24 protein-coding genes and 1 pseudogene are annotated in these 26,415 nt (G+C 67.2%); 13 read left to right on the top strand and 12 right to left on the bottom strand.

Annotated elements, in window-relative coordinates:
* The 3 genes from AB0B25_RS29655 to AB0B25_RS29645 all read right to left on the bottom strand — a co-directional run.
* Positions 1 to 191 (bottom strand): PLP-dependent transferase (locus AB0B25_RS29655; protein WP_357186395.1); only part of this gene is annotated, 191 nt, incomplete at its 3' end.
* A gap of 45 nt (positions 192 to 236) precedes the next feature.
* Positions 237 to 389, bottom strand: a complete 153-nt coding sequence (locus AB0B25_RS29650; RefSeq protein ID WP_357186392.1) for a hypothetical protein — start codon at positions 387 to 389, stop codon at positions 237 to 239.
* A 105-nt stretch (positions 390 to 494) separates the two neighbouring features.
* On the bottom strand, positions 495 to 1,646 hold the full coding sequence (locus tag AB0B25_RS29645; protein ID WP_357186407.1) for an AI-2E family transporter: 1,152 nt from the start codon (positions 1,644 to 1,646) through the stop codon (positions 495 to 497).
* 299 nt (positions 1,647 to 1,945) lie between these two features.
* On the opposite strand from AB0B25_RS29645, the gene AB0B25_RS29640 reads away from it, so the two are divergent.
* Both AB0B25_RS29640 and AB0B25_RS29635 read left to right on the top strand, forming a co-directional pair.
* On the top strand, positions 1,946 to 3,415 hold the full coding sequence (locus AB0B25_RS29640) for an SDR family oxidoreductase (protein WP_357186389.1): 1,470 nt from the start codon (positions 1,946 to 1,948) through the stop codon (positions 3,413 to 3,415).
* Between the two features lie 282 nt (positions 3,416 to 3,697).
* Complete coding sequence (locus tag AB0B25_RS29635; RefSeq protein ID WP_357186404.1) at positions 3,698 to 5,044, top strand: VWA domain-containing protein; 1,347 nt, start codon at positions 3,698 to 3,700, stop codon at positions 5,042 to 5,044.
* Positions 5,045 to 5,152: 108 nt separating this feature from the next.
* On the opposite strand, the gene AB0B25_RS29630 is transcribed toward AB0B25_RS29635, so the two are convergent.
* Positions 5,153 to 5,428, bottom strand: a complete 276-nt coding sequence (locus tag AB0B25_RS29630; RefSeq protein ID WP_357076350.1) for a hypothetical protein — start codon at positions 5,426 to 5,428, stop codon at positions 5,153 to 5,155.
* Between the two features lie 368 nt (positions 5,429 to 5,796).
* On the opposite strand from AB0B25_RS29630, the gene AB0B25_RS29625 reads away from it, so the two are divergent.
* The 4 genes from AB0B25_RS29625 (at position 5,797) to AB0B25_RS29610 (ending at position 10,038) form a co-directional block, all read left to right on the top strand.
* On the top strand, positions 5,797 to 6,090 hold the full coding sequence (locus AB0B25_RS29625; RefSeq protein ID WP_357076347.1) for a hypothetical protein: 294 nt from the start codon (positions 5,797 to 5,799) through the stop codon (positions 6,088 to 6,090).
* A gap of 297 nt (positions 6,091 to 6,387) precedes the next feature.
* Entirely contained in the window at positions 6,388 to 7,815 is a 1,428-nt protein-coding gene (locus AB0B25_RS29620) for a DUF1254 domain-containing protein (protein WP_357186386.1), read from the top strand.
* 259 nt (positions 7,816 to 8,074) lie between these two features.
* Positions 8,075 to 9,304 (top strand): cytochrome P450, encoded by a 1,230-nt coding sequence (locus AB0B25_RS29615; RefSeq protein WP_357186401.1) that lies wholly within the window; start codon positions 8,075 to 8,077, stop codon positions 9,302 to 9,304.
* An 8-nt stretch (positions 9,305 to 9,312) separates the two neighbouring features.
* Positions 9,313 to 10,038 carry a TetR/AcrR family transcriptional regulator gene (locus tag AB0B25_RS29610; protein ID WP_357186383.1) on the top strand — a complete coding sequence of 242 codons (726 nt, stop codon included), beginning with the start codon at positions 9,313 to 9,315 and terminating at the stop codon, positions 10,036 to 10,038.
* A 2-nt stretch (positions 10,039 to 10,040) separates the two neighbouring features.
* On the opposite strand, the gene AB0B25_RS29605 is transcribed toward AB0B25_RS29610, so the two are convergent.
* Complete coding sequence (locus tag AB0B25_RS29605; protein WP_357186380.1) at positions 10,041 to 12,080, bottom strand: TerD family protein; 2,040 nt, start codon at positions 12,078 to 12,080, stop codon at positions 10,041 to 10,043.
* A 129-nt stretch (positions 12,081 to 12,209) separates the two neighbouring features.
* Here AB0B25_RS29605 and AB0B25_RS29600 point away from each other — a divergent pair, with 129 nt between their 5' ends.
* Complete coding sequence (locus tag AB0B25_RS29600) at positions 12,210 to 12,698, top strand: hypothetical protein (RefSeq protein WP_357186376.1); 489 nt, start codon at positions 12,210 to 12,212, stop codon at positions 12,696 to 12,698.
* Between the two features lie 51 nt (positions 12,699 to 12,749).
* Here the strand turns inward: AB0B25_RS29600 and pabB are convergent, their stop codons facing one another.
* Positions 12,750 to 15,008, bottom strand: coding sequence for an aminodeoxychorismate synthase component I (gene pabB / locus AB0B25_RS29595; protein WP_357186373.1), 2,259 nt, complete (start codon positions 15,006 to 15,008; stop codon positions 12,750 to 12,752).
* Positions 15,009 to 15,088: 80 nt separating this feature from the next.
* Between pabB and AB0B25_RS29590 the strand changes: the two genes are divergently transcribed.
* From AB0B25_RS29590 to AB0B25_RS29580, 3 genes are all read left to right on the top strand, one after another.
* Positions 15,089 to 16,150 (top strand): phosphotransferase family protein, encoded by a 1,062-nt coding sequence (locus tag AB0B25_RS29590; RefSeq protein WP_357186398.1) that lies wholly within the window; start codon positions 15,089 to 15,091, stop codon positions 16,148 to 16,150.
* 72 nt (positions 16,151 to 16,222) lie between these two features.
* The gene (locus AB0B25_RS29585) at positions 16,223 to 16,753 is read left to right on the top strand and encodes a DinB family protein (protein ID WP_357186370.1); all 531 of its coding nucleotides are present in this window, start codon (positions 16,223 to 16,225) and stop codon (positions 16,751 to 16,753) included.
* A 167-nt stretch (positions 16,754 to 16,920) separates the two neighbouring features.
* Positions 16,921 to 18,051: an NDMA-dependent alcohol dehydrogenase gene (locus tag AB0B25_RS29580; RefSeq protein ID WP_357186367.1), complete on the top strand. Its 1,131-nt coding sequence runs from the start codon at positions 16,921 to 16,923 to the stop codon at positions 18,049 to 18,051.
* A 90-nt stretch (positions 18,052 to 18,141) separates the two neighbouring features.
* Here AB0B25_RS29580 and AB0B25_RS29575 read toward each other — a convergent pair whose 3' ends face one another.
* Positions 18,142 to 18,489 carry a DUF1801 domain-containing protein gene (locus AB0B25_RS29575; RefSeq protein WP_357186364.1) on the bottom strand — a complete coding sequence of 116 codons (348 nt, stop codon included), beginning with the start codon at positions 18,487 to 18,489 and terminating at the stop codon, positions 18,142 to 18,144.
* Between the two features lie 209 nt (positions 18,490 to 18,698).
* Positions 18,699 to 18,845 carry a hypothetical protein gene (locus AB0B25_RS29570; protein WP_357186361.1) on the bottom strand — a complete coding sequence of 49 codons (147 nt, stop codon included), beginning with the start codon at positions 18,843 to 18,845 and terminating at the stop codon, positions 18,699 to 18,701.
* A gap of 161 nt (positions 18,846 to 19,006) precedes the next feature.
* Here AB0B25_RS29570 and AB0B25_RS29565 point away from each other — a divergent pair, with 161 nt between their 5' ends.
* Both AB0B25_RS29565 and AB0B25_RS29560 read left to right on the top strand, forming a co-directional pair.
* Entirely contained in the window at positions 19,007 to 19,840 is an 834-nt protein-coding gene (locus tag AB0B25_RS29565; protein WP_357186358.1) for a serine hydrolase domain-containing protein, read from the top strand.
* A gap of 95 nt (positions 19,841 to 19,935) precedes the next feature.
* Complete coding sequence (locus AB0B25_RS29560) at positions 19,936 to 20,469, top strand: DUF3145 domain-containing protein (protein WP_357186355.1); 534 nt, start codon at positions 19,936 to 19,938, stop codon at positions 20,467 to 20,469.
* Between the two features lie 546 nt (positions 20,470 to 21,015).
* On the opposite strand, the gene AB0B25_RS29555 is transcribed toward AB0B25_RS29560, so the two are convergent.
* A complete protein-coding gene (locus AB0B25_RS29555) occupies positions 21,016 to 21,912 on the bottom strand; it encodes an RNA polymerase sigma-70 factor (RefSeq protein WP_357186352.1) in 897 nt (298 codons plus the stop codon).
* Between the two features lie 170 nt (positions 21,913 to 22,082).
* Positions 22,083 to 23,258 (bottom strand): FAD-dependent oxidoreductase, encoded by a 1,176-nt coding sequence (locus tag AB0B25_RS29550; RefSeq protein ID WP_357186349.1) that lies wholly within the window; start codon positions 23,256 to 23,258, stop codon positions 22,083 to 22,085.
* A gap of 458 nt (positions 23,259 to 23,716) precedes the next feature.
* On the opposite strand from AB0B25_RS29550, the gene AB0B25_RS29545 reads away from it, so the two are divergent.
* Complete coding sequence (locus AB0B25_RS29545) at positions 23,717 to 25,513, top strand: serine/threonine-protein kinase PknD (RefSeq protein WP_357186346.1); 1,797 nt, start codon at positions 23,717 to 23,719, stop codon at positions 25,511 to 25,513.
* 67 nt (positions 25,514 to 25,580) lie between these two features.
* On the opposite strand, the pseudogene AB0B25_RS29540 reads toward AB0B25_RS29545, so the two are convergent.
* Together AB0B25_RS29540 and AB0B25_RS29535 are read right to left on the bottom strand one after the other, a co-directional pair.
* A pseudogene (locus tag AB0B25_RS29540) lies at positions 25,581 to 25,892 on the bottom strand (integrase core domain-containing protein); the annotation flags it as partial.
* A 7-nt stretch (positions 25,893 to 25,899) separates the two neighbouring features.
* Positions 25,900 to 26,415: IS30 family transposase (locus AB0B25_RS29535; protein WP_357186343.1), on the bottom strand; the 516-nt coding region annotated here is incomplete at its 5' end.

The following is a 26,415-nucleotide window of genomic DNA, read 5'->3' as shown; positions in this document are numbered from 1 at the left end:
ATCCGGGTGTAGATGTTGCCCGGTTCGGTGAGTCCGAATAGTGCGGCGGCGTGGGTGGTGTCGCGGAAGGTGTAGGAGGTGGTCTGGTAGATCGGTAGCGCGCGGGCGTTGGTCGTGCTGTCGGGAACCTGGCCTGCGTGGATCTGCTTGGTCTCGAAGCTCCAGTCGCTGGAGAGGGCGGGTTCGGTCATCGGGGCCTCCTTCGGCGCGGGCGATCGGATGTGGTGGGGCAGTGGCTAGTTGGTGATCAGGTTTGGATCGAAACCGCGAAGGTAGAGGTCGCCTTCGAGCGCCGCCGCCAGATCGTTGATCGCCGCGGAGTCGTCCGTGACGGCCGGTGCCATGTCGTCGGCGATGGCGTCGTGCGTCGTGCTCAGATCGGTTGTCATGAGCATTGACGCTAGAAACGACGCGGGGCGACGGCGATAGTTACATTCGGAGTGAGTTGAACGGTGGCCTGCCGACCACCGCCGAATTGTGCCGCGGCTATGCGACTATTCGGATATTCGGCTGTTCGGCTGTTCGGCCGTGGGTTCGGTCTTCGGCTCCGACGCGGTGGCGAGCTCGGAGTCCGGTGGCGCGGCGGTGGCTTCGTCGATCTGCTCCCCGATGTAGCGCAGGACGACCGCGACGATCGCGACGGCAGGCACGGCGAGGAAAGCGCCGACTATGCCATACAGCGAGCCACCCGCGGTGACCGCGAGCAACACGATCACCGCGTGCAGTTTCATGCTGCGGCTTTGCAGGACCGGCTGCAGGACATTGCCTTCCAGTTGTTGCACGGCGACGATGATGCCGAGCACGATCAGCGCGGTGACAAGGCTGTTGCCGACGAGTGCGACGAGCACTGCGAGCGCGCCGGCGACGAAGGCGCCGACTATCGGGATGAACCCACCGAGGAAGGTGATCACCGCGAGCACCAGCGCCAGCGGAACCCCGAGGATGACCAGACCCGCTCCGATCAGTACGGCGTCGATCAAACTGACCAGTGCCTGGGTGCGGATGAACCCACCGAGCACCACCCAGACCCGATTCAGGACCTCTTCCAGGTGCCGGCCGCTGCGGTTGCCGGATACGCGGTGCAGCCACGGCAGGAACCGTGGCCCGTCCTTGACGAAGAAGAACGCGAGCACGAGGACGAGGAACAGCGTGATGAGCGTCGATGTCGCGGTGCTGACGCCGCTGAACACACCGGTCGCGATCTGCTCGGAGCTCGACCGCAGTCGCGACACGATCGCGTCGACCGCCGAATCCAGTTGCTCGTCACGGATTCTCAGTGGCGGACCCCGCAGCCAGTCCCGCACCCGGTTGACGCCCTCGGTCGCCTTGTCCGCGAGTTCGGGCGCTTGGTCCACCACCGACGGCACGATCAGGGCGATGACGCCTGCCAGCACCCCGAGGAATCCGAGTACCGCGATCGAGGCCGACGCGGCGGGCCACAGGCCGTGTGCGGTGAGCCAGCGAGTCGGTGGCCACAGCACGGTCGCGACCACGATCGCCAACACCACCGGCAGGATCACCACCCACAGTTCGGCGACCAGGACTCCGAGCACCCATGCGCCCGCAGCGATCGCGACGACGCACAGCCCCCATTTGGCCAGCCACAGCACGCCCGCACCGATGACGTCACCCCGGTCGCGCGCCATGCGGTTGTCCGGTTCGTGACCCTTGGTTGCTTCGCTCACGCGCCAAGTCTGGCATGAGATCCGCCCGGTCGAGCATGGCTTGCGCACTCGGCCGGGCTGGTTCGGCCCGGCGAGGCGCGCGGGGTGGGAAGCTCCGGCGCACCGGTGTATCAACCGCAGTCGAGTTCGCCGACGGCATGGTGATTCGAGGTCACGGCGCAATCGGGGCGTGTCGTCATCCGGTCCGAGTGAACCGTGTGCCGCCGTTTGACACCTGGACTCCGGGTCATCACCAGAAGGAAGCGGGCCGAAGCGAGAGGATGGTAGTCGTGCGATGTGTGGTGTTCGGTGCGACCGGCTACATCGGCGGGCGGCTGGTTCCGGAGTTGTTGCGGGCCGGTCACTCGGTGCGGGTGCTGGCACGTACTCCTGGCAAGCTCGCGGAGGCGCCGTGGCGGGACCGAGTGGAGGTGGTGCGCGGTGACGTGACCGCGGCCGAGGACGTGCGCGCCGCGCTGGCCGGGCAGGAGGTGCTGTATTACTTGGTCCACTCGCTGAAACGCGCCGACTTCGAGACAGTGGACCGGGACGCGGCCACGCTGGTCGCCGCGGCGGCTGCGAGTGCGAACCTGACCAGGATCGTGTATCTGGGCGGCATCGTCCCGACCGGGCAGAAGCTGTCGCGGCACTTGGCTTCCCGCGCCGAGGTCGGCAGGATTCTGCTCGACGGGTCGGTGCCCGCGCTGGTTCTGCAGGCGGCGGTGATCATCGGCTCCGGATCGGCCAGCTTCGAGATGCTGCGCTATCTCACCGAGCGGCTACCGATAATGGTCACGCCACGGTGGGTGCGCAACCGGATTCAGCCGATCGCGGTCCGCGACGTGCTGTACTACCTGACCGAGGCAGCGCGGCTGCCCAGCGGTGTCGGCGGCGTCTTCGATATCGGGGGCCCGGACGTCCTGACCTATGTGCGGATGATGCGCGGTTACGCCACCGTGGCGCAGTTGCCGCGCCGGGTGATCGTGCCGGTTCCGGTACTGACCCCGTGGCTGTCGGCACAGTGGGTGAACTTGGTGACCCCGGTGCCGAGCGCGATCGCGGTGCCGCTGATGGAGTCGCTGATCAATGATGTCGTATGCCGCGATCACGCGGTGGCCGAGCACATCCCGGATCCGCCGCGCGGATTGACCGGCTACGAGCAGGCGGTAGCACTGGCGCTACAGAAGACTCGGGATCTGGACGTGCCGACCAGATGGTCGGACGCCGACCCGCACGGCGCCCCATCGGACCCGCTGCCCACCGATCCGGACTGGTCGGGCGGCTCGGTCTACCAGGATGTGCGCGAGCTGCACACCCGCTCCGATCCGAGCACGCTGTGGCAGGTGATCGAGGCGATCGGCGGAGAACATGGTTGGTACTCGTTCCCGCTGGCCTGGTCGCTGCGTGGGTGGATCGATCGCGTGGCGGGCGGCGTCGGCCTCGGCCGGGGACGCCGCGATCCGCACCGGCTACACGAGGGGGAGGCGCTGGACTGGTGGCGGGTCGAGCGGATCGAGCGACCGACGATGCTGCGTCTGCGGGCCGAGATGCGGGTTCCCGGTCGCGCGTGGCTGGAGCTCTCCGTCGAGCCGGACGGCAGTGGCGCAACCTACCGGCAGCGCGCCCTTTTCGAACCACACGGCCTGGCCGGGCATTTGTACTGGAAGTCGATCGCTCCCTTCCACGCCGTCATCTTCGGCGGGATGGCGCGCAACATCACTGGAGCCGCGGAATCGGCTCGTCCGCAGTGAACTGCCGAGTGTCCACGGTGAAAATCGACGGAGCGTCCTGAGCGCTGTCGGCCTGGACGCCGATCTGACATCGACCCCGCGGTTCGTCGAAAGAATCGGCGGGACTCGGGATGTCGCCGCCGTGCGCGACGGCGATCGTGGGTTCGTCGGATCGTGAACCGGAGAACCGAGCGGGCGAGGCAGAGTTCCAGGTCCTCAGGATGGTCGCACCGGCTTCGTCCAGCTGCCGAACGCGAAGGCAGCGGTCGTGCCGGGTGCTGTCCTAGGCTGATCGCGGTGGCGATGCCGAGAAACGACGACGGGGAGTCTCCAGTGGGTGCTGCGTTGGTGAAGGGGCAGAACGGAGCACTGGCGGCAGCCGAGGTGCTGGTGTCGGTACGGACCGAGGCCGCGGTGGACATGTCGGCGCTGCTGTTGACCGGAGCCGGGCAGGTGCGGTCGGACGAGGACTTCGTGTTCTTCGGTCAGCCGAGCGCGCCCGGAGTGTCCTTGGAGCCGGGAACGTCAGCCACGCTGGCGATTTCGCTCGCTGACCTGCCTGACGATGTCGCGCAACTGCGCGCGGTGCTCACCCTGGATGATCCGGCGGCGACCTTCGGCCGATTCGCGTCGCCGGTCGCGACCGTGGCCGACGAGGCGGGGACGGTGCTCTACGAGTACCGAATCGAGGGGCTCGGCAGCGAAACGGTGGTGATCGCGCTGGAGTTCTATCGGCGCGACGGGGAGTGGAAAGTGCGGGCGGTCGGACAAGGCTATGCGGGCGGATTCGCCGCGTTCGTCACCGATCACGGCGTCAGCGTGGACGACGAACCGAGGAATCCACCTCTCCCCGCACTGTCGACGCCGGAGTCGACGCCCCAGGTTGCTGCGGTCCCCGCGCCGCCGACCGCCCGGTCGGGTGAGGTGTTCAGCGTCCCGGGCGAGACGAAGCTTTCCTTGGAGAAACGCGCGAAACTGGATCTGCGGAAGCGGGAAGTGGCCAAAGTTCTGATCGATAGGGCCGTCTTCGGGATTCGCGCCCGCGTCGTGCTGGTCATCGACAAGACCGGCAGCATGCGCCGGCAGTACCGCGATCAGGTTGTGCATCGGGTCGTGCAGCGGATGATCCCGGTCGCCACTCAGCTCGATGACGATGGCGTCCTGGAGGCGTATCTCTACGCGCTCTCCTTCGTCAAGTTGCCCGATATCGCGGTCGAGCAGGGCGATGAATGGGCACGGACCTTCCTACACCTCGGCGGAACTCACGCGGGTATCGATTACGGCAGGCTCGGCGGGCGCAACGACGAGCCGCCGGTCATCCGGGACATCCTCGACTCGTTGCGTCCCGGTGACCGCCCCACTCTCGTGTTGTTCTGCACCGACGGCGGTTTCGCCAAGAAGCGAGAGATCGCCGCCCTCCTGCGCGAAGCGTCGCGGCTGCCCGCGTTCTGGCAGTTCATCGGTCTGGGCCGGGCCGACTACGGTGTGCTGCGGACCCTGGACGAGCTGTCGGACCGGCTGGTCGACAACGCGGGTTTCTTCGCCGTCGACGACATCGATGAGGTCGATGACGCCCAGCTGTACGCACGGCTGCTCGGCGAGTTCCCGGACTGGCTGCACGCCGCGCGAAGCGCAGGGATTGTGCACTGAACTCGTCCGACTTCCGTGCCTACGACCCGGAACGATGGCCTGAGTGGGACGCGGCCGCTATATCGAGATGCTATGGCCGAGCGAGGCTTAACGCTGCGGACGTGCGCCTCAGCCGATGACGGCGTTCATAATGGTCCCCGCGCTGGTGGCGACGACACCGCCGATCATGGCGCCCGCCACCATCTTCGGTGACTCGAGTCCGCCGCCGGTCCACTTCTCCCAGGCGAAGCGGCCGCCCGCGTAGATGATGCCGCAGACGCCCGACAGCAGCACGAACCAGGTCAGGTAGCGGACCAGTTGCAGGAACTTGTCGGATATCGGCGGAGCCTCGGGGGTCGGATTGCCGAACTGCGCCAGGGTGTCGTAGGCGGCGGCCAGGATCATCGTCGTTCGCTCATTCTGGGTTCGGGACAAGGGCAGTGACTCGCTGGGGAGATCGTATCGGTTTGTTCGACACCGCGCAGTCAGGCCGTTGCGGCGCAGCGAGTTCGGTCGTGCCGGGGAATCCGGAGTGTCGGTCGACGGTCGGCGCAGTCGCCATGAGCCTGGTCGCTGTGCGTAGCCGAAGTCGCGACCGGTTGCCACGGGCGAATCGGGCTCGAGTCTCGCGTTGTACCTGCTCGACGCAGTGTGCGCGCGGTGGCGCGGTAGGGCCCGTATGCTCGATGGCGATCGAATTCGTCGGTAGTCGAACATCTTTCGTACGACCACACGGCGACGGCGTGTTTGTACTCGAGCGTAGGGAGTAGACGGTGAGCATCATTCTGGCGTCGGTCGGCGATTCGATCACCACGTTGGCGCAGATCGCCAATCCGACCCCGGAGGCGCCTCCCCTGTCGGACAAGCTTTTACAGTTCGTTCGGTATCTGACATGGTTCGCGCTGCTGTCCGGAATCGTCAGTATCGTGTACGCGGGTGGCCGATTCGCCTGGGAGAAGTGGACCGGCGGCGGATTGCAGTCGCCGAAGATGGTGGCGGGCGCCATGATCGGCGGTATCGTCGCCACCAGCGCGGGGACCATCATGAACACCATCCTGGAGATCTGACCGAGGTCGGCTCTGTGGTGCGATCGCGGGCCGCTTCGATCGACTGGCGGTAATGCGCGTCGTCGTGACCGGTCGGGTGGCCGAGGCGACCAGCGCAGCGTATCGATGTGCGCGCCGCACCGATCCGCAGGCGGAGCCGGGATGTTCGGCGCGCCAGGTTCGCCGGTCCGCGCGTCGCGTCGACCTCGGATATTGCTCATTCCTACGGCGCTGACCAGCAGTTATCTTCGCCGATGGCGCTATAATCCGGGGCGGATCTCGCGCGGTGCCCGATCGGATCGGAGGCGGAGCAGGATCATGGACGACAGCAGCGAGAGCAGTCCCGCGATATCGCGGCGCACTGTGCTCGGCATGGCGGCGACGTCGGTGGCCGTTGCCGGGTTGGCGGCATGCGGCCGACCCGACCAGGACGGTTCGCATGGCGGCGCCGTCACCGGTGAGTCCGGGGCGATCGCGCGAGATGCCTATATTTTCGGTTATCCGCTGGTGTTGATGGATTTCACCCGGGAAGCGTCCGAAGCGACCACGCCCAGCAACCAGTTCCAGCACGCCACGACATTGCCCACCCCGGAGAGCCGAAGTCTGGTGCGGCAGAGCATGGACATCCTGTACTCGACCGCCTGGTTGGATTTACGGACCGAACCGATGGTGTTCCAGGTCCCCGCGATGGACGGTCGGCGGTACTGGTTGATGCAACTGCTCGACGCCTGGACGAACACGGTGCACAATCCCAGCAGCATCCGGCCGCAGGCGAAATCGGCCGAGCCGCCGTTCACCTATGTGGTGACCGGCCCCGATTGGTCCGGAGCGCTGCCGGAGGATCTCGCGCCGATGCCTATGCCGACGTCGACGGTGTGGTTGTTCGGCCTCATCCAGGTCGACGGTGAGGCCGGTATTCCCGCCGTTCGCGCGGTGCAGCAGCAGCTGAAGTTGGTTCCACTGAGCGCGTGGATCGCGGGACGAGAGCCGGCGGGGCCCGCCGCGCCGCCCAGCCGCGAGATGGCTCCGAAGCCCCCGCCGGAGCAGGTCGCCGCGCTGGAACCGCGCGAATTCTTCGACCGGATGTGCGCCGTGATGTCGGTCAACACGCCCGCACCCGACGACGCGCCCGCGATGCGTCGCTTCGCGATGATCGGCATCCGGCCGGGTGGCAGCGTCTCGGGCTTGTCCGACGAGGAGCTCGTCGCGGCGGTCGATACCGCCAAGCAGCAGATCCCGGTGTATCTGGACCCGCGCGCGATCAACGAGAACGGTTGGGCCTACGACCCCGGTATCGGCAGCTATGGCACCAACTATCTGCTGCGCGCTTCCATCGCCTGGCGTGGTCTCGGTGCGGCGCAGGCCGAGGATGCCATCTACCCGACACAGTTCGTCACGGTGGACCACGGCAACGGCGAGGCCCGGTTCCGGCTGCACTTCGCGCCGGGCGCGCTGCCGCCGGTCGAGGCCTTCTGGTCGCTGACCGCCTACGACGTCGACAGCTACCTGGTGCCGAATCCCGCGCAGATCCACTCGGTCGGGCACCAGACCCCGGTGGTGCTCAATCCCGATGGCTCCCTGGATCTCACGCTCCAGTTCTCGGATCCGGGACCGAGCGTTCCCGTCGGAAACTGGCTGCCCATTCCGGAGGCGGGCGAGTTCTCCTTGACCATGCGTCTGTACGCGCCGAAAGCGGAGGCGGTGCAGGGGCGTTGGGCGCCGCCGCCGCTCACGCCGTTGCCCTGAGCCGGTCGTCGGCGACTCGGTTCCAGTGTGGAAGGTGGAGGATGTCGAGTGCCGGTTCAACGTCGTGGGCCGTCTGCGCACTCGTCGAGCGGACGTTCGACCGTGATATCGGATCGAGGACCGCTCCGGTCGCGCCGGAAAAAGTAAACATGTTTTACTAAACACTGTTCACGAAGTGGTGTCCTGTGGTTGCATCGGATAGGGACCGCCGACCCGATCTCGTGCGGTCCGCCCAGACCGGTAGGAGTTCGCCGTGACCGTGACCACGCCCTCGATCCCGCCAGGATTCGACTTCACCGACCCCGACCTGCTCGCCACCCGCTTGCCCATCCGAGAGTTCGCCGAGTTGCGTCGCACCGCCCCGGTGTGGTGGTGCGTCCAGTCCGGCCGTGCCAGCGGCTTCGAAGACGGCGGCTACTGGGTGGTCTCCCGGCTCGACCACATCAAGGAGGTCTCGAAAAATCCGGAGCTGTTCTCCTCGCAGGAGAACACAGCGATCATTCGGTTCAACGAGGAAACCACGCGCGAGCAGATCGACCTGCTCGGCAACATGCTGATGCTGAACCTCGATCCGCCCCAGCACACCAAGACCCGCCGCATCATTTCCAAGGGTTTCACCCCGCGTGCGGTGGAGAGTCTGCGTGCCGCGCTCACCGAACGCGCCGCCAGGATCGTGCACGAGGCCAAGAAAGCCGGCGGCGGCGACTTCGTCGAGCAGGTGGCCTGTGAGCTGCCGCTGCAGGCGATTGCCGAGCTGATCGGTATCCCACAGCAGGACCGCAAGAAGATCTTCGACTGGTCCAACCAGATGATCTCCTATGACGATCCGGAGTTCGACGGCGACCACCACGCCGCCACCGCCGAGGTGATGGGCTACGCGTGGAACCTGGCCGAGCGGCGGCGCACGTGCCCCGCCGACGACATCGTCACCCAGTTGGTCAACGCCGACATCGATGGCGAGCACCTCGGTTCGGACGAGTTCGCGTTCTTCGTCATCCTGCTGTCGGTGGCCGGCAACGAGACCACCCGCAACTCGATCACGCACGGCATGAAGGCCTTCGTGGACAACCCGGAACAGTGGGAGATCTATCAGCGGCAACGGCCGCGCACCGCACCCGACGAGATCGTTCGTTGGGCCACGCCGGTGACCGCGTTCCAGCGCACCGCGACCCAGGACACCGTGTTGGGCGGCCAGCAGATCAAGAAGGGCCAGCGGCTCGGACTGTTCTACAGCTCGGCCAATTTCGACTCCGACGCGTTCGAGAATCCGTTCGGCTTCGACGTACTGCGCAACCCCAACCCGCACGTAGGGTTCGGCGGCACCGGCACCCACTATTGCGTCGGCGCCAACCTGGCCCGGCTGCAGATCGACCTGATGTTCAACGCCATCGCCGACGTGATCCCGAATCTGCGGCAGGTGTCCGATCCGGTGCGGCTGCGCTCGGGGTGGCTGAACGGGATCAAGCGTTGGGAGGTCGAATACGCTTGAATCGACTGGTGCATCAGTCCAAACCGCGGGGTCGTTCACCGGTGGTGAACGACGCCGATATCCGACGGGTCGCCGGCACGCTGTTGGTCGAACACGGGCCGGAGTTCGTCACCCTCCGCGCGATCGCGCGTGAACTCGGTGTCACCGCCCCCGCGCTGTACCGGTACTACAAGTCGCTGGACGAGCTGTTGGAACGGTTGCGCCTGGACTTCTGTGCCGATCTGGCCGAGGAGCTGACCGCCGAGATCGCCGCGCTGCCCGACGACGGCGCGGTGCAGTTCTTCGCCATCTGCCGTGGATTCCGGCGCTGGGCCCTGGCGCACACCAGGCAGTTCACCCTGGTGTTCGCCTCGCCCGGGGCCGGCCGCGCGCGGCTGCTGCGCCGGTTCGACGAGCCGTTCGGCCGCATCTTCCTCGCCGCGGCGGGCAGGCTGTTGGCCACCTACGACATTGTCACTCCGCCCACCGACGTCATCCCGCCGGAGCTGCGTGAGGACCTCGTGCACTTCCAGACCGAGCTGCTGGCGGCGCTGTCGGAATCGGGCCAGAAGTTTCCCGCCGAGAAGCTGGACCTCGGGGTGACGTACCTGATGATCCAGATCTGGGCCCGGCTCTACGGGCACGTCACGTTGGAGGTGTTCGGGAACTATCCGATCCCGCTGGCGAATCCCGAGATCCTGTTCGACGCGATGCTGGCCGATCTGGGACGGACGGCTGGCCTGATCGCGCGCTGAGTTCAGATCCGTGCGCCCTTGGCGCGGTTACAGGAGCGGCACAGGATCTGGAGATTGGCGGCGCTGGTCGCTCCGCCCCGGCTGAGCGGGATGACGTGGTCGAACTCCAGGTAGTGCCCGTCGCCGCATTCGACACACTTGCCGCCGTCGCGCTGCCACACCTCGGCTTTCACCTCCTGCGGGATGCTGCGGGTATCGCGCTGGCCCGGCGTGAGCACGAGCCGCTTGGCCACGCGCAGCGCGCCCTCCAGCGCGGCGGCGACATAGTCGGGGTCGGCGACCGCGAACGTCGCGCCGCCACGTGCCGAGGTCGCCGCGATCACCACGGTGGCCTGCTCCGCGTGCACGGAGACGATCCGGGACCACGGCATTTCGGTGCCGGTCCCCTCGCCGACGAAACGCAACTTCTTGGTGCTGCCGATCAGCCTGCCCTCGGTGAGTTTCGGGCCGCGCGCCAGCTGACGCACATGCGTCGCCGGCAGATCGATGTGCACCTTCTCGTCGGGGTCCAAGTGCAGACCAGGCGTGCGAATCACCGGCAGATCACCGGCGCGCAGCCGGGCCAGGGTGCGCCCGCGGTGCATTCGCCTGCGCAGGTCTTCGATCAGCGGACCGTCGAGCGCCAGTTCGGTGACCGCTTGCTCGAACAGCTCCAACTCCGCGTGCTGGACCTCACCATCGGCGAAGGTGAAGGTGACCAGTCGCTCCACGTAGCTGAGGGCGACCTCGCGCAATGCCAGGCGACCTGCGTCCGCGTCGATGCGCTGATAGCGCAACGCGGCCCAGAGCGCCGCCCATTCCGGTCCGCGCGGACCGTGGGTGGTGAGTACGCGCCAGGCCCTGGTGTGCCAGTGTGTGAGGTACTCCTCGATCTCCTGCTCGCACTTGTGACAGGGGACGAGTCCGCCGAACAGTTTGCGGCGCCGCGGATCGCCGCAGCGTGCGCAGTGCCGATCGCTCGGCTGTGCGCGCGGGTAGCCCGCGCTGGTCCACTCGGTACCGTCCCACCAGCGCATGCGCCGCGGGTCTTCGGGGTCCGAATGCCAGTCGGCGCGTTCGGGATCCGGGGGTGGCGGCGCGGACGGTGTCGTTTCCGGTGCGTGCCGGGTCAGATCGATCGGGCGGTTCGGGTGCGTCCGGGGCGCGGTGCGGTCGAGCAGGTCGGTGTGTGGCCGTCCCGGTGCGGTGTCGTCCGGCCTGGCGTGCGCGTCCGCCGCGGTGCGCCGATCCCGGCCGCCGTCGGCTTCGTCGTGTGGGCCGAACCGATGCGCCACAGTGTCTTCAGCGGTGGTCGCATTCGGTCGGTGGGCTCGGCCTACCCGCGCCGGCCCGGTGCTGCCGGGGGACGGATCGGCGGCGGAGTCATCACCGTGCGGAATGTGCCGGCCGCCGTCGTGCCGCTCGTGCCGAGCGGAAGCCGGGTCCGGATGTGCGCCGGTGAGCGGCCGGGTCGAGCGTCGGTCCTGCGCAGGCGACGGACGAGCGGACCCGCGCACTCGGAATGGATCGGTGGGGTGCGTCGTGCGGGCCGGCTCGGCCGGATCATTGACCCGCACACCGAATTCGGTCACCAGTCCCGCCAGGCCGCTCGACCAGCCCTGACCGACGGCACGGAACCGCCACCGTCCGTCCCTGCGGTAGAACTCACCGAACATCAGCGCGGGAACCGCGTCGGTGTCCTCGATCTCGAAGGTCGCGACAGCGCCGTCGACGGCGTCCACCATGACGGTCAAACCGGTGATGTCCCCGAATGTTCCGCCGTCGACCGATCCGGCGAGGACGATCCGGTCGACGTCCGCCTCGGTGCGTGGCAGTGACACACTCAGCCGCGCGGTCCGCGGCGCGGGCTCTTGGTCGAGGGTCACCGCCTGGGAGACATGTCGCGGCGCGTTGTAGAACACCAGATCCCGATCCGAACGCACCGTGCCCGACCCGTCCAGGAGCAGCGCGTGCGCGTCCACCACGTGCTCAGAACGCCATGAAACGACCACGGCTAGAAGGGATGTCGGTACCGGCGCGTTCGCGCCCTTGCTCAGTTTCATCGTGTTCGAACTATGCCACGACCCTCCGACACGCCGAGCAAGCGAGGTGCTGGCGCTCGGCGGGGCGCGGACAACGCGCGGGTCGCGGCAATACCGTGCTCGGGCGGTCCGGTACGGCACAGTATTCCCATGACGAACCCGAAACGCCCGGGTCGTAGGCCGCCGACCCCGAAACTGCCCGGCATGCCCGGCCCCGCCGATGTTCTTGCCGCCGCGCAGGGCGCGGTCGAAGCGGCGCAGTCGGCGGCGAGTCAGGCGTTGGAGGCTGCCCAGCTGACCGCGAGTTCGGCCTTCGACGCGGCAGTGCGGTTGCCCCCGGCGTCGGCGCAGCTGGCCGCGCAACTGCCGGATCTGGTCGAGAGCCTGTCGATCGCGATCGACAGGCTGAACTCGACGATCGATCGCCTCGATCGCACGCTGGCGCTCGCCGATCCGGCGTTCGCGGCGTACGACCGGTTGCTGCCCAGACTGGAGGCGATGATTTCGCTCGGCGAGGAGGTACTCGGCCGGTTGGCCAGGCTGCCCGGCGTCGCGCTGCTCGGCAGGTTGACCGGTATGACCGGGACCGAGCCGCCCGCGGACCAACCGCCCGCCAAGCCGCGCAGGCGGCGCAAGTAGTCCCGCGGGGGCGTGCCCCGGTGTGGTGTCGGCGCCCTGATCGGCTCGGTCTCAGTGGACGGCGCGCGTGGTCGCCGCCCGTAAGGTGGCGGCTGCCTTGAGCAGCACCTCGTGGTATTCGTCCGCGGCGTCGGAATCGAGCACTATGGCTCCGCCCGCACCGATCCGCCAGCGGCCGTCGTAGCGTACGGCGGTGCGGATCACGATGTTCAGGTCCGCGGTGCCGCCGAGCCCGACGAAGCCGATGGTGCCCGAATAGACCCCGCGTGCTTCGGTTTCCAGCTCGTCGATGATCTCGAGGGTGCGCAGCTTCGGGGCGCCGGTCATCGACCCGCCGGGGAAACACGCACGCAGACAGTCGATTACGTCGACCTCGGGCCGTAGCCTGCCGCGCACGGTGGACACCAACTGGTGCATGGTCGTGTACTGTTCGGTGGCCATCAACTTCGGCACGTGCACGCTGCCGATCTCGCAGACCCGGCCGAGGTCGTTGCGGAGCAGATCGACGATCATCAGGTTCTCCGCCCTGGTCTTCGGGCTGTCGGCCAGGTCGCGGCGCAGCCGCTCGTCCTCGGCGGGGGTGGCCCCGCGCGGCGCGGTGCCTTTGATCGGCTTGCTCTCCACGGTGCGGTGCCGGTCGATCTTGAGGAAACGCTCCGGCGAAGAACAGGCGATATCGAGATCGTCGAAGCGGAGGTAGGCGGCATACGGTGCGGGGTTGCAGCGCCGCAGGACGCGGTAGAAGTCGAGTCCGTCGGCTTCGGCGGCGGGGATCGTCGCGCTGTCGGTCAAGCAGATCTCGTAGGACTCGCCCGCGTACAGGCGTTCCTGGCAGACCGCGATGTCGGCGAGGTAGCGGTCCTGGCCACGGGTCAGCAGTGGCGCGACGGATTCGCCGTCCGAGGGCATCTCGAGCGTTGGTGGATTCGTCCACGTCGGAAGAGTGTCGAGCGTCTCGCGGGTATCGCGCAGCCAGTCGGCGCCCGCCCGGGCGGCGTCCGGTGTGGCGTCGGTGAGCGACAGCAGATACGTCCGTCCGCCGACGTGGTCGACCACGACCACCCGGTCGGCGAAGATCCACTGCGCGTCCGGTGTCGGTGCGCGATGGGTTCTGTTCCCGCCGCAGTCCGCTTTGACCTCGTAGCCGAGATAGCCGACGTATCCGCCCACGAAGTCGAAGGGCAGCTCGGGAAGGTCGAGCTGTCGGGCCCGCAGTTCGGCGGCGAGGCAGTCCAGGATGCCGCCGGTGACGGTGCGTCGGTGGCCGTCGGAGGACTCCACCGTCACCTCGCCGTCGCCTACCCGATAGCGCAGCACCTCAGCCAGTGGTCCGCTCGCGTCGCCCAGGAACGAGAACCGGTCGAGCCCGGGTTCCACGTGTTCGCTGTCGAGCCAGAATGCCGTGGGGGAGTTGCCGTAGAGCCGTACGAACGCGCTCTCGGTATCGATCGCACGCTCGATCACGTCTTGCTGGAGTCGGAAGGTTCGCGCGGGCGGTACCGGGTGGACGGCGCGAGTCGAATCCGTCCGCGTGACGGGCGACGCATTATCGGCCGAGCGCTCGAATCGGACGGCCGCAGTGGGGAATTGCTCGGGCGCGAGCGTCGCGTCCGCGCCGGCAGCCACCCGGGTGGACGGTGTGTGGGTGTCCGCCTCCGGCGGGAATTCGATCGCCGCCGCCACCGACTGTCGCGGGGCTGTGCCGTGCCAGGAGTTCGGCCGAACTTCGCGTGCCGCTGTGAGTTTCGCGAAATTGCGCAACAGTGTCGCGCCGAACTGGCCCGCGATCGATTCCGGATGGAACTGCACGCCCCACTGCGGTCTGCTGCGGTGTCGCACGCCCATGACGACGCCATCCGGGGCCACCGCGGTGATCTCCAGATCCTCCGGCAATGGTCGCCGCGCGCACAGTGAGTGATACCGCACGGCGGTGAAACCCTGCGGGATTCCGGCGAACAGATCCCGGTTGTCGTGCTCGATACGGTCGAGAAACCCGTGTCTGGCGGTGGGCGCCGCGTCGACGATGCCGCCTGCCGCGACCACGATGCCCTGATGCCCGAGGCACACGCCCAGTAGCGGCAGCTCGGTTTCGCGGATCACCGCCACCGAGATCCCGACGTCGCGCGCGACATCCGGCCGTCCCGGACCCGGCGAAATGACAACGTTGTCGAAGCGCCCGAGTTCCAGCTCGGCGACGGTCTGTGCCTCGTCGTTGCGCACGACTGTCGGCTCGACCCCGTTCACCTCGCTGATCAGCTGATACAGGTTGTAGGTGAAGGAGTCGTAATTGTCGATCAACAGCGTGTGCATGGTTCCCGAAACCCTACGCCGCGCCGGTGGACGCCAACTGTTGTCATATGCCATCAGTTTGCGAGGTCGGGTGGTGCACAATGTGGGGCATGGCTGTTGCACAACCGGTCGATGTGGATCCCGCGGTCGTGGACTTCGCTGTCGTCGGAGCATGGATGGACGAGCAGAAGCTCCCCACCGGCGAATTCGAGGATGTGACCACGCTGGGCGGCGGAACGCAGAACATCATGCTCCGCTTCGCCCGTGGTGGCCGCGTGTACGTGCTGCGGCGCGGCCCCGAACATCTGCGCGCCAGGAGTAATGATGTGATTCGGCGAGAGGCCCGCTTGCTCGGTGCGCTCAACGGTGCCGACGTGCGCGCGCCTCGGGTGATCGCGGCGTGCCCCGACGAATCGGTGCTCGGCGCGGTCTTCTATCTGATGGAACCGATCCATGGATTCAACCCGCAGAACGAGCTACCCGCACTGCACGCCGGTGATCCGGAGGTCCGCAGGCAAATGGGCCTGTCCGCGGTCGAGGCGATCGCGCGGCTGGGTGCCGTGGATTATCGAGCGCTGGGTCTGGCCGACTACGGCAAGCCGGAGGGCTTCCTCGAACGACAGGTGCCACGCTGGCTCGGCGAGCTCGAGTCCTACTCGGCGAATGCGGGTTATCCGGGACCGGAGATCCCCGGTGTGGAGCGGGTCGGGGAGTGGCTGGACCGCAACCGCCCCGCGCAGTGGTCTCCTGGCATCCTGCACGGCGACTGCCATCTGGCGAACATGATGTTCCGCTTCGATAGTCCGCAGGTGGCGGCGATGGTCGACTGGGAGATGTCCACCATCGGCGACCCACTGCTGGACCTCGGCTGGCAGATCGCCACCCGCCCGGAGCCGGGCACCACCGGTGCGGCGCTCGTCGGCACACTCGGCGCGGTCGGCGGTTTGCCGACTCCGGAGGAGATGGTCGCGCACTACGGCCGTTTCTCCGATCGCGACCTCGATGCCGTGCCGTGGTACACGGTGCTGGCCTGCTTCAAGCTGGGTATCGTCCTGGAGGGCACGCACGCCCGCGCGTTCGCGGGCAAGGCGCCCAAGTCGGTCGGTGACTTCCTGCACGCGATCACCCTCGAGTTGTTCGACCGGGCGCAGCGCCTGATGTGAATGTCGGGATGTTGCCGATGTTTGACTTGATATGTGTGGCCGGTAATATTCAGCCACGCATAGCGTGGGTGCATGTCGATCGTTCCCGATGTGAAGAACTGGACCTGGGTGCTCGAACGCGCCTGTCCCGAATGCGGTTTTATCGCCGCCTCGACCAGCTATGAGGCGATTCCCACGCTGACGCGGCAGACGGCCGTGCGGTTCGCGGTGGTGCTCGATCGGGTCGACGTCCGGAAGCGACCGGACAGCTCGACCTGGTCTCCGCTGGAATACGGAGCCCATGTGCGCGACGTGTGCCGCCTCTTCGACACCCGGCTCGGCCTGATGCTCGCGGCTGAGCGAGAGGGGGTGATTCCGCGCTTCCCGAACTGGGACCAAGACGCGACCGCGGTGGCTGACCGCTATGACGAGCAGGACCCGGCGCGTGTCGCCGCGGAATTGGCCGAGGCTGCCGGACAGATCGCGCGCTTGTTCGAGTCGGTGCCTGCCGCGCGGCGCGCACTGCGCGGCGAACGCGACGACGGCGCGGTCTTCACGGTGGAGTCGTTCGCCAAATACTTCGTGCACGACCTGGTGCATCACCTACATGACGTACGCGGCTGAGTAGTAAGGCTGCGCTACTGGTGGATTCGGCCCGCACTAGAACGCGTTCATAGTGCTGGTTCGGCCGTATCGCTGAATTTCCGGCTCGGTACTAGAACGCGTTACATGTTTCTCGTACTGTGGGTGCAGTCACATATAAGCACGTGCATGCGAGAGGGTCGACAGGAATGAAGACGAAGGGCGCGATCCTGTGGGGAATCGACCAGCCGTGGTCGGTAGAGGAGATCGAGGTCGGCGACCCGGTCGCAGGCGAGGTGCAGATCCGGCTGGAAACCGCCGGTATGTGTCATTCGGATCATCACATCGTGACCGGAGCGACCCCGATGCCCGGCTTCCCGGTGATGGGCGGGCACGAGGGTGCGGGAGTGATCACCCAGTTGGGGCCGAACTGCCCCGCCGACCTCCAGGTCGGCGATCATGTGATCCTCTCGTTCATTCCCGCCTGCGGTCGCTGTCCGGCCTGTGTCGCCGGGCACATGGCATTGTGCGACCTCGGTGCCGGCCTGCTGATGGGGCAAGCGATCAGCGACGGCACCTACCGGATCCAGGCGCGTGGTGAGAACGTCATCCCGATGTGCCTGCTGGGTACCTTCGCGCCGTACATGACGGTGCACCACACCTCGGTGGTGAAGATCGACCCGAGCATTCCGTTCGAGGTGGCGTGCCTGGTCGGCTGCGGTGTCCCGACCGGATTCGGCTCGGCCACCACGGTCGCCCGGGTGTCCCCGGGCGAGACCGTGGTGATCGCGGGGATCGGCGGGGTCGGCATCAGCGCGCTACAGGGCGCTGTACTGTCGGGCGCCTCGAAGGTCGTCGCCGTCGACCCGAATCCGTGGAAGCGCGAGCAGGCACAGAAGTTCGGCGCCACGCACACCTACGAGAGCATGGCGGCGGCGATCATGCCGCTGATGGAGGCGACCGAGGGGAGGATGGCCGAGAAGGTCATCCTCACCATGGGGGAGATGCACGGCGAGTACATCGAGGAGGGCCTGATTCTCACCGCCAAGGCGGGCACCCTCGTCGTCACCGCGATGGGCCGGATGGACGAGAGCGACGTCAAGCTGAACAGCTTCCTGCTGTCGATGCTGCAGAAGACGGTGAAGGGTTGTATCTTCGGCGGCGGCAACGCCCGTCAGGACGCGCCGCGCATGCTCGCGCTGTACAAGTCCGGGCAACTCAACCTGGACGACATGGTGACCCGCAGTTATTCGCTGGAAGAAATCAATCAGGGCTACCAGGACATGCTGGACGGCAAGAATATTCGCGGCATCATCAAGTACACCGACGCCGACTGGTAGACGCCGTCGAGTGTCCTCCGCGGACGAATCCCTGTCGGATCACACTGATTCGACGGTACTCAGGCTTCGCTGTCACGGCGCAAGGCAGTACTAACGCCGTGTGGCGAGCGCGGTGGCGATCCGTGCGATCAGGTCGTACGGAACCGGCGCGCCCAGCGGGAATTTCAGCGTCCCCTTGCCCGCCCGATACGGTTCGACAGCGCGCGTCAACGTCGCGTCGCCTTCCGGGATCGGGTACAGGCTGACGTGCTGCTTCCAACCGGCGAAGTGGACGATGCTGTGACCGTGCAGCCGGAAGGTGGGAATGCCATAGCTGATCGCCTCGGTCGCCTCCGGTAGCGCTGCCTGAATGGTGCGCCGGATCTCGCCGAGAACGCCTCGTACCTCCTCGGGCAATGCCGCGAGGTACGCGTCGACGGTGATCGGCTGTTCGGCCATGCGGTCTCTCGATTCCACGATCCGTCAGCTATGGGTGGGTCGCTCGGAGGGTTGACGCCTCCCGAGTGTAAGCAGTCGACGCCGGCCCGGCGCCATCGCTCACGGTTCGGCGCACCGCCCGTCTGGTCCCGGGTTCGAGTCGGCGCGACAGGGGGTGGCGCGTCGGTGGCGTGCCCTGCCGTGCGCGGCGAGTTCGGTCCGGCACTTCGTCACCGGCTCGCGTAGTCGAGCGGGCTTTCGGTGACCTCCGAGGTGAGCGTGAACGCCGTCATTCCCTCGATCGAGGAGAACAACGGGACGAGACTGTCTCGCCCGGATGGCGGAGTGCGGTGTCGATCGCGGAAGCCCGCGGACATCCGGTACTTCCCCGGACAGGCCGCGCCGGCAGGGGCGATCGTGCGGTGCCGCGGCGCGAAATCACCGCGGAATGCGTCGGCGACGACCCGGATCCGAACGCGACCTCGCCATGGCCGATGGCGAGTCGAGGGTGTCGATCCGGTTCTCGTAGGCTCACAGGGTGCGTTCACTCGAACAGATTCGGGAATGGCCGGTTCGGCACGCGGCGGCAGCGGTGGTCGGCGCCGACGGTGCTGTCGCGAGCGAGGGCGATGCCGACCGGGTGTTCCCCCTCGCATCGGTCACCAAGCCGCTGGTGGCATACGCCGTGCTGGTAGCGGTGGAGGAAGGCGCGGTCGAACTGGACCAGCCCGCCGGGCCGCCCGGCGCCACGGTGCGTCACCTGTTGGCGCACACGTCTGGTTTCGCGTTCGACACCACCGACATTCAGGCCGCCCCCGGAACTCGTCGGATCTACTCGAGCGCGGGTTTCGAGGTGCTCGCCGAGTTCGTCACCGAGCAGACCGGGATCGCGTTCGACGAATACCTGCGCGACGCGGTGTTTCGGCCGCTGGGTATGGCCGCCTCGGTACTGGCCGGTCCAGCCGGGCACGCGGGACGGTCCAGCGCCGCCGATCTGACACGTTTCGCCGCCGAATTGCTGACCCCGCGGTTGATCTCCGCCGAGTTGCACGCCGAGGCCACCTCGGTACAGTTCCCCGGCCTGAACGGCGTGCTGCCGGGTTACGGTTCGCAACGGCCCAACGACTGGGGGCTGGGCGTCGAGATTCGCGACGGAAAGACGCCGCATTGGACCGGTGCCACGAACTCGCCACGCACCTATGGTCATTTCGGCCAATCCGGGACATTTCTGTGGGTCGACCCTGCCGCCGGGCTGGCGTGCCTGGCCCTGACCGACGAGAATTTCGGCGACTGGGCGCGCGCGGCCTGGCCGCCGCTGAGCGATGCCGTCATCGCCGAGTCGGCAGCTACGCACAACACGGTTGCGAAGTAACACGTGTAACTTCGGGCACTCCAGTACACTCGGGCAACGCCAGTTCGACGAGTCGTTGGGGAAGACGTTCCTCGTCGAAGCTGGAGGTATTGGTGGTGCGAGCATCGAGTCAGTTCGCGGACGCGACGGCGGGTGTGGTCTATATCCACTCATCGCCTGCCGCGCTGTGCCCGCATGTCGAGTGGGCGCTGACCTCGGCCCTCGGTTCCCCGGCGAAACTGCGTTGGACGGCGCAACCAGCCGACGGTCAACTCCGCGCCACCAGTGACTGGATCGGTCCCGTCGGCACCGCCTCCCGAATCGCCCAATCATTGCGCTCGTGGCCGGTACTGCGTTTCGAGGTGACCGAGGACCCCAGCGACGGCGTCGACGGCGAACGCTACAGTTTCGTCCCCGGCCTGGGCCTCTGGCACGGCTCCACCGGCGCCAACGGCGACGTCACGATGGGCGAGATGCGCCTGCGCGCGATGCTGCAGGCCGCCCGCGAACTCGGCAAGCACTCCGCCTACGACCTGCCCGCTGAAATAGAGCGGGCGCTGGGCACCCCATGGGACGAAGACCTCGAAATCTACCGTTACGGAACGGAATCCGGCGCCGAGGTCACGTGGCTGCGCCGCGACGTGGGTTAGGCGCAACCCGACGATTCGTGCGGGCCTCGATGCGCTACCAACCTCCGGGCGAGCAGCGACGGACTTGGTCCAACGCTTCGAGAGTGCTGCTCGTCTGATCCGCACGCCGCCCGACCAACCCATCCACCGCGCGCATCGCCTGCGAAAGCCGGAAGCCGACTCCGTTCTCGACCGCTGCGAGTCGTCTCGCTCCAGGCATCCGCACTGATCAAAGGTGAGCTCCAGTCCGCCGCAACGCCGTTGATGAAATGCCAGGCGGCGACCTGATCGCCAACGCCGCGAACGAGTTCCGCACAATCGTCGCTTCGACCTGCTCACGTTTGCCTCATACAGCATGCAGTTACGCGGACGGCCCTACGCTGAGTCGGCTGAGCAGCAGCTGAACGGCACGGCCGGGAGGACACGGGTCAGCTGGTTGCAGCCGCTCCGGCCGCGCCGAGTCCCGAGGAAGCGGTCGTGAATCTCGGTGAACCGCCGGTGGGGATCCCGCCCTGCCGGCCGTGGTCCCGATCCTCTTGCACGACAACTAGGAAGAGAACGGGGCGGTCAGCGGGAGGCGAGGGCTGTCTCGGACTCGACGTGGGTGAGTTTTTCGGGGTTGCGGACGTAGTAGAGGCCGGTGACGTGGGCGTTGTCCACGCGCAAGGCCAGTACGCCGTCGATCACGCCGTCTACCCGCAGGATGAGTCCGGGGTTTCCGTTGATCGCCGTGGGCTCACTGGTGAAGGCGCCGCCGGCCTTGTCGACACTGCCGGCCATGTAGCGGAGCACCTTGTCGGCGCCGACGACGGGCCGCAGGGCTGCCAATTTGAGGCCGCCGCCGTCACTGACGAAAACGACGTCCGGGGCGAGTACGTCGAGCAGCCCCTGCAGGTTTCCGGTCGCGAGGGCGGACTGGAACGAATCGAGTACTGCCCGGGTCTCTTCGGGGGAAACCGGCGTGCGCGGTCGGCGGGCGTCGACGTGTCGGCGGGCGCGGTAGGCGATCTGGCGTGCGGCGGAGGGGCTCTTGTCGATGGTGGCCGCGATGTCGTCGTAGCCGAAGTCGAAGACCTCGCGCAGTACGAAGACGGCGCGTTCGGTCGGTGAAAGGGTTTCGAGGATGAGCATGAGTGCCAGTGAGAGGTTCTCGGACAGTTCGACGTCATCGGCGACATCCGGCGCGGTGAGCAGGGGCTCGGGTAGCCAGGGACCGACGTAGGCATCCTTGCGCCGTTGGAGGGTGCGCAGCCGGTTGAGTGCTTGCCGGGTCGTGATCCGTACCAGGTAGGCGCGCTGGTCCCGCACTTGTGACAGGTCGACTCCGACCCATCGCAGCCAGGTCTCCTGGAGGACGTCCTCGGCGTCCGCCACCGATCCGAGCATTTCGTACGCGACGGTGAACAGCAGATTGCGGTGGGCGACGAAAGCCTCGGTCGCGGGGTCGGTGACGTGGTCGCTCATGTCATACGTTTCGCTCTCTCGCGGTCGGCCCGGTGGGCCGGGAGCGGGCCGTGCCTCCTGGGGTACCCCCGCCGGGGATACCCCTCTGGGGCGTGCGTGCCACACCTCCAGTCTGCGGCATGATCTGCCGGAGAGGTCGTGATCGGTGCGTCGGCTGTGGAGGGCGTGTGTTACGGCTGAGGCGCTGCCACGCGGTCGGCGCTGTCGCCGTGGGATGCGTGGGAACTGGCCTTGCGCGCCCCGGACACCAGCTTGTTGAGGGTGAACCGGCAGGCGATCTCCTTGACGCCGGCACCGGTCCGCCCGTTGATGCTGAGCGCGTTCACCTTGTCGTTCGGGTAGGAGAACTGGGTGACGCCTTCGTTGCGGCCGAGGCTGAGGCACTGCCCGGCGAAGAACATCCGCACGCGAGCAGGTGTCTTCCCAGCGATCCGGCGCAGGATCGTGTCGGCGGCTGCCGGGCCCAGTTGCACGGCGGCTTGGCAGCTCATCCGGAACGGCTGGCCCGTCGTGACCGCCGCGTCCCCGGCTGCGACGATGCGCACGTCGTCCACACTGGTCAGCGTCGCGTCGGTGAGCAAGCGGCCGTCGGTGTCGGTGCGCAGCCCGCTGCGGGCGGCCAGGTCCGGGACACGGAATCCCGCGGTCCAGATGGTCACCGCGCTGGGCAGCGACCGGCCGTCGTCGAGCCGGACGGCGTCCTGTGTCACTGCCGTCACCCGCGCACAGGGACCTTCGAGGACGGTCACACCCAGCTCGGCGAGCCGGCGGGCGACCGGGCGGCGGACCCGGGCGTGCAAGGAGGGGCCGAGCACGTCGCCGCAGACCAGGGTGACCTTGCGGCCCGCTTCCGCCAGCTCGGCGGCGGTCTCCAGGCCGGTCGGGCCGGCCCCGACGACGGTCACCGAAGCCGACGCGGGCGTCGCATCCAGTGCCGACCGCAGTTGTCGCGCCCCCTCCAAGTCCGACACCCAATGAGCGAACTCCGCCGCTCCGGGCACGCCGGGGTCGGCGGCGCCACTGCCCACCGCGTAGACGAGGTAGTCGTAGGAGAGCGTGCCACCGCCCGCCAGTGACACCCGGCACCCGGCAGCGTCGAGGCGGGTCGCGGTGTCGACCACCAGCCGGACGTTCCCACCCAGAACCGCACCGAAGCCCTCGACCGCGTCGTCGGAGCCGGTCACGAACTGATGCAGGCGGATCCGCGAGACGAACTCGGGACGCGGATTGACCAGGGTCACCGACACGCCATCACGCCGAGCCAGGCGGTTGGCCGCCGTTACGCCCCCGTACCCTCCACCGACGACGACCACCTCGACGTTCCCGTTCATCATGTTCCCTTTCATCATGTCTCCTCGTGTTGTGGACTCGACATGGAGACACCAGCTGGCCGGCCGGCGTAACAACCGCGGATGAGGCTTAGCGCACATCGACCGCCGCGAACGCCGCCCCCATTCGCGAGTGGCGTAACGCGGCCGTGGAGCTTGCCCTACCGGGGCTACCGGCACCGACTCTGCCCCTACCGACCAACCGGCAAACCCATCAGGGTGCGGAGGGCTCAGAGGTACGCTGAAATTGCGACAGGTTGTTGGCGGACTTCTGGGCACGATCCGCGCACACGCACCAGTGGCGGGGCAGTGCCTGGCCCCGTACTTGCCAGGAACGAACATGGCTGGGCAATCTGCGCACCGACGCTCAACTGTCTGGCCTGGCTATAGCAACTGGTGTGGGGCTACCCGGTCGGGCGTGGTTGGAATGCAAGCAAGTACACCGTTTGCCAGTCGAGTGCTCACGGGACGGCACAATGGATGACATGTCAGTGGGTGGCGGGGACGCCACTTGTCCAGCGGAGGCGTTCGGACGCTATCGGCTTCTGTCGCTGCTGGGTCAGGGCGGCATGGGCCAGGTGTGGCGGGCGCAGGATTCGCTGACCAACCGGGTAGTGGCGCTCAAGGTGTTGCCCGAGCGCTACGCCGATGACGAGCAGTTGCGCGAGCGGTTCCGTCGGGAGTGCCGGGCGGTGGCGCAGTTGACCGAGCCGCATGTGATCCCCATCCACGACTTCGGCGACATCGACGGTCGGCTCTATCTGAATATGCGCTTGATCGAGGGCACCGACCTGCGCACGGTGATCAAGCAAGAAGGGACCTTGTCGCCGCGGCGGGCAGTGGCGATCATTACACAGGTGGCCGGCGCACTGCAGGCGGCCCACGACGCCGGGTTGGTCCACCGCGATGTCAAACCCACCAACATCCTGCTAGGGGCCGATGAGTTCGCCTCCCTGATCGACTTCGGGATCGCCCACGCAGCCGACGACCGTACGCTGACCACGATCGGCGAGACCATCGGCACCGTCGCCTACATGGCGCCGGAGGAGATCAGCGCGGAAGTCAAGGCCGATGCCCGAGTGGACGTGTACGCGTTGACGTGCGTGCTGTATGAATGCCTGACCGGCCGCCCGCCGTTTGCGAGCGAATTGGGGATGCAGGGTGTGATCGCCCATCACCTGCACACCCCGCCGCCGCGACCCAGCGCCACTACACCCGATGTACCGACTGCGTTCGATGCGGTCATCGCCAAGGGCATGGCCAAAAACCCCGACGATCGTTACCAGACCGTGCGCGAACTGGCCGCGGCGGCCGAAGCCGCGGTGGACGATTCCGTGGTCAGCACTCCCGTGGGCGTGGCTGCGCGCCGTGGGCGGCGAATCAGATTGTCGCCCAAGACCGCCGGTCTGCTCGCCGCCGCGGTCGCGGTGGTGGTGGCCGCCGTAGCTGTTGTCCTCGGTGTCCAACGGGAATCAGGCGGCGGTGGCGACTCGCCCACACCTGACGCCTCGGGCTACTCGTCACAGCGTCCGCTGCCGTTCACCGGCGTCAGCCTGCCCACCGACGTGGCGGTCGACCCGGCGGGCGATGTATACGTCACCGACATGGGTAGCGATCGGGTGATGAGGTTGGCGGCGGGCGCGTCGGCGCCGACTCCGCTGCCGTTCACCGGCCTGAAGAATCCCCAGGGTGTGGCGGTCGACCCGGCGGGCAACGTCTATGTCAGCGATACGAGTAACGATCGGGTGATGAAGTTGGCGGCGGGCGCGTCCGTGCCGACTCCGTTGCCGTTCACCGGCCTGAAGAATCCCCATGGTGTGGCCGTCGACGGGGCGGGAGACGTGTACGTCGCCGACTGGGGTAATGATCGGGTGGTGAGGTTGGCGGCGGGCGCGTCTACGCCGACGATACTGCCATTCACGGGGCTCCAAGATCCGCAGGGTCTGGCGGTCGACTCGGCGGGCAACGTGTACGTCACCGAATTGGGTACCGAGCGAGTGGTGAGGTTGGCGGCGGGCGCGTCGGCGTCGACCACGTTGCCGTTCACGGTGCTCAAAGATCCCCAGGGTGTGGCGGTCGACACGACGGGAGACGTCTACATCGTCGACTGGGGTAACAAATGGGTGGTGAGGTTGGCGGCGGGCGCGTCGACGCCGACCCCGTTGCCGTTCACCGGCCTGAAGAATCCCCAGGGGCTGGCGGTGGACACGGCAGGCAGCGTGTATGTCACCGATCTGGGCCCCAATCCGGTGGTCAAACTCCCGGTCGGCTGAACCCTGGTTTCGCGCGCAGGGGTTCTAGTGACCGTCGCAACTGAACCGCCCCGGAGTGTTGGGAGACTTACTGGTGTGAGAACTCGGCGGTTTGCTGAGTTGTTTTGTGACTGTAGTGCAGGGCCTCGAACTCGACCGGTGGCATATCGTCGCAGTACTCGTAGAGCCGCGTGTGGTTGAACCAGTCGACCCATTCGAGGGTGGCGACTTCGACCTGGTCAACGGTCTGCCACGGCCCTCTCGGCTTGATCAGTTCGGTCTTGTAGAGACCGTTGATCGTCTCGGCGAGGGCATTGTCGAAGCTATCTCCGGTGGTGCCTACCGAGGCGTCGATCCCGGCCTCGATGAGCCGGTCGGTGAACGCGATCGACGTGTATTGGCCGTATTCAATTGGTCGTTGCAACACCGGTTTGTTCGAGCGATCGTAGCTGTTCGGTGAAGGCTTCGGCGGGTGTTTTCCAGCCGAGGGTCTTGCGGGGTCGGGTGTTGAGGGTGTGGGCGATGGCCGCGATGTCACGCGCCGACCACCGGGACAGGTCGGTGCCCTTCGGAAAGTATTGGCGAAGGAGACCATTGGTGTTCTCGTTGGTGCCGCGTTGCCATGGGCTCTTCGGGTCGGCGAAGTAGATCTCCACGCCCGTGCGGGCGGTGAAGCGAGCGTGGTCGGACAGTTCCTTACCCCGGTCCCAGGTCAACGATCGTCGCAGCAACGGTGGCAGCGGGCGCAGTGTTCTGGTGAGCGCATCGGTCATGGTCACCGCGCCGTAGCCGGTTAGAGCGGGCCCGTTCTTGGTGCGCGCGATGACTCCGTATCCGTCCTCGCGGGGCAGGGGGATCAGCATGGTGAATCGGGTGGTCCGCTCGACCAGCGTGCCGATCGCCGAACGCTGCAGCCCGATCAC

Source organism: Nocardia sp. NPDC049190 (genome assembly GCF_040648115.1).
GTDB lineage: Bacteria > Actinomycetota > Actinomycetes > Mycobacteriales > Mycobacteriaceae > Nocardia.
Note: the sequence above shows the minus strand (reverse complement) of the source record. Positions and strands in the feature narration are given on the sequence as shown.

Bases quoted from the DNA above. Each gene is read 5' to 3' on its own strand.
- AB0B25_RS29650 (WP_357186392.1), bottom strand. From the start codon at position 389: ATGACAACCGATCTGAGCACGACGCACGACGCCATCGCCGACGACATG.
- AB0B25_RS29645 (WP_357186407.1), bottom strand. From the start codon at position 1,646: ATGGCGCGCGACCGGGGTGACGTCATCGGTGCGGGCGTGCTGTGGCTG.
- AB0B25_RS29640 (WP_357186389.1), top strand. From the start codon at position 1,946: ATGGTAGTCGTGCGATGTGTGGTGTTCGGTGCGACCGGCTACATCGGC.
- AB0B25_RS29635 (WP_357186404.1), top strand. From the start codon at position 3,698: ATGCCGAGAAACGACGACGGGGAGTCTCCAGTGGGTGCTGCGTTGGTG.
- AB0B25_RS29630 (WP_357076350.1), bottom strand. From the start codon at position 5,428: ATGATCCTGGCCGCCGCCTACGACACCCTGGCGCAGTTCGGCAATCCG.
- AB0B25_RS29620 (WP_357186386.1), top strand. From the start codon at position 6,388: ATGGACGACAGCAGCGAGAGCAGTCCCGCGATATCGCGGCGCACTGTG.
- AB0B25_RS29605 (WP_357186380.1), bottom strand. From the start codon at position 12,080: ATGAAACTGAGCAAGGGCGCGAACGCGCCGGTACCGACATCCCTTCTA.
- AB0B25_RS29600 (WP_357186376.1), top strand. From the start codon at position 12,210: ATGACGAACCCGAAACGCCCGGGTCGTAGGCCGCCGACCCCGAAACTG.
- pabB (WP_357186373.1), bottom strand. From the start codon at position 15,008: ATGCACACGCTGTTGATCGACAATTACGACTCCTTCACCTACAACCTG.
- AB0B25_RS29590 (WP_357186398.1), top strand. From the start codon at position 15,089: ATGTGGGGCATGGCTGTTGCACAACCGGTCGATGTGGATCCCGCGGTC.
- AB0B25_RS29585 (WP_357186370.1), top strand. From the start codon at position 16,223: ATGTCGATCGTTCCCGATGTGAAGAACTGGACCTGGGTGCTCGAACGC.
- AB0B25_RS29580 (WP_357186367.1), top strand. From the start codon at position 16,921: ATGAAGACGAAGGGCGCGATCCTGTGGGGAATCGACCAGCCGTGGTCG.
- AB0B25_RS29575 (WP_357186364.1), bottom strand. From the start codon at position 18,489: ATGGCCGAACAGCCGATCACCGTCGACGCGTACCTCGCGGCATTGCCC.
- AB0B25_RS29570 (WP_357186361.1), bottom strand. From the start codon at position 18,845: ATGTCCGCGGGCTTCCGCGATCGACACCGCACTCCGCCATCCGGGCGA.
- AB0B25_RS29555 (WP_357186352.1), bottom strand. From the start codon at position 21,912: ATGAGCGACCACGTCACCGACCCCGCGACCGAGGCTTTCGTCGCCCAC.
- AB0B25_RS29550 (WP_357186349.1), bottom strand. From the start codon at position 23,258: ATGAAAGGGAACATGATGAACGGGAACGTCGAGGTGGTCGTCGTCGGT.
- AB0B25_RS29545 (WP_357186346.1), top strand. From the start codon at position 23,717: ATGGATGACATGTCAGTGGGTGGCGGGGACGCCACTTGTCCAGCGGAG.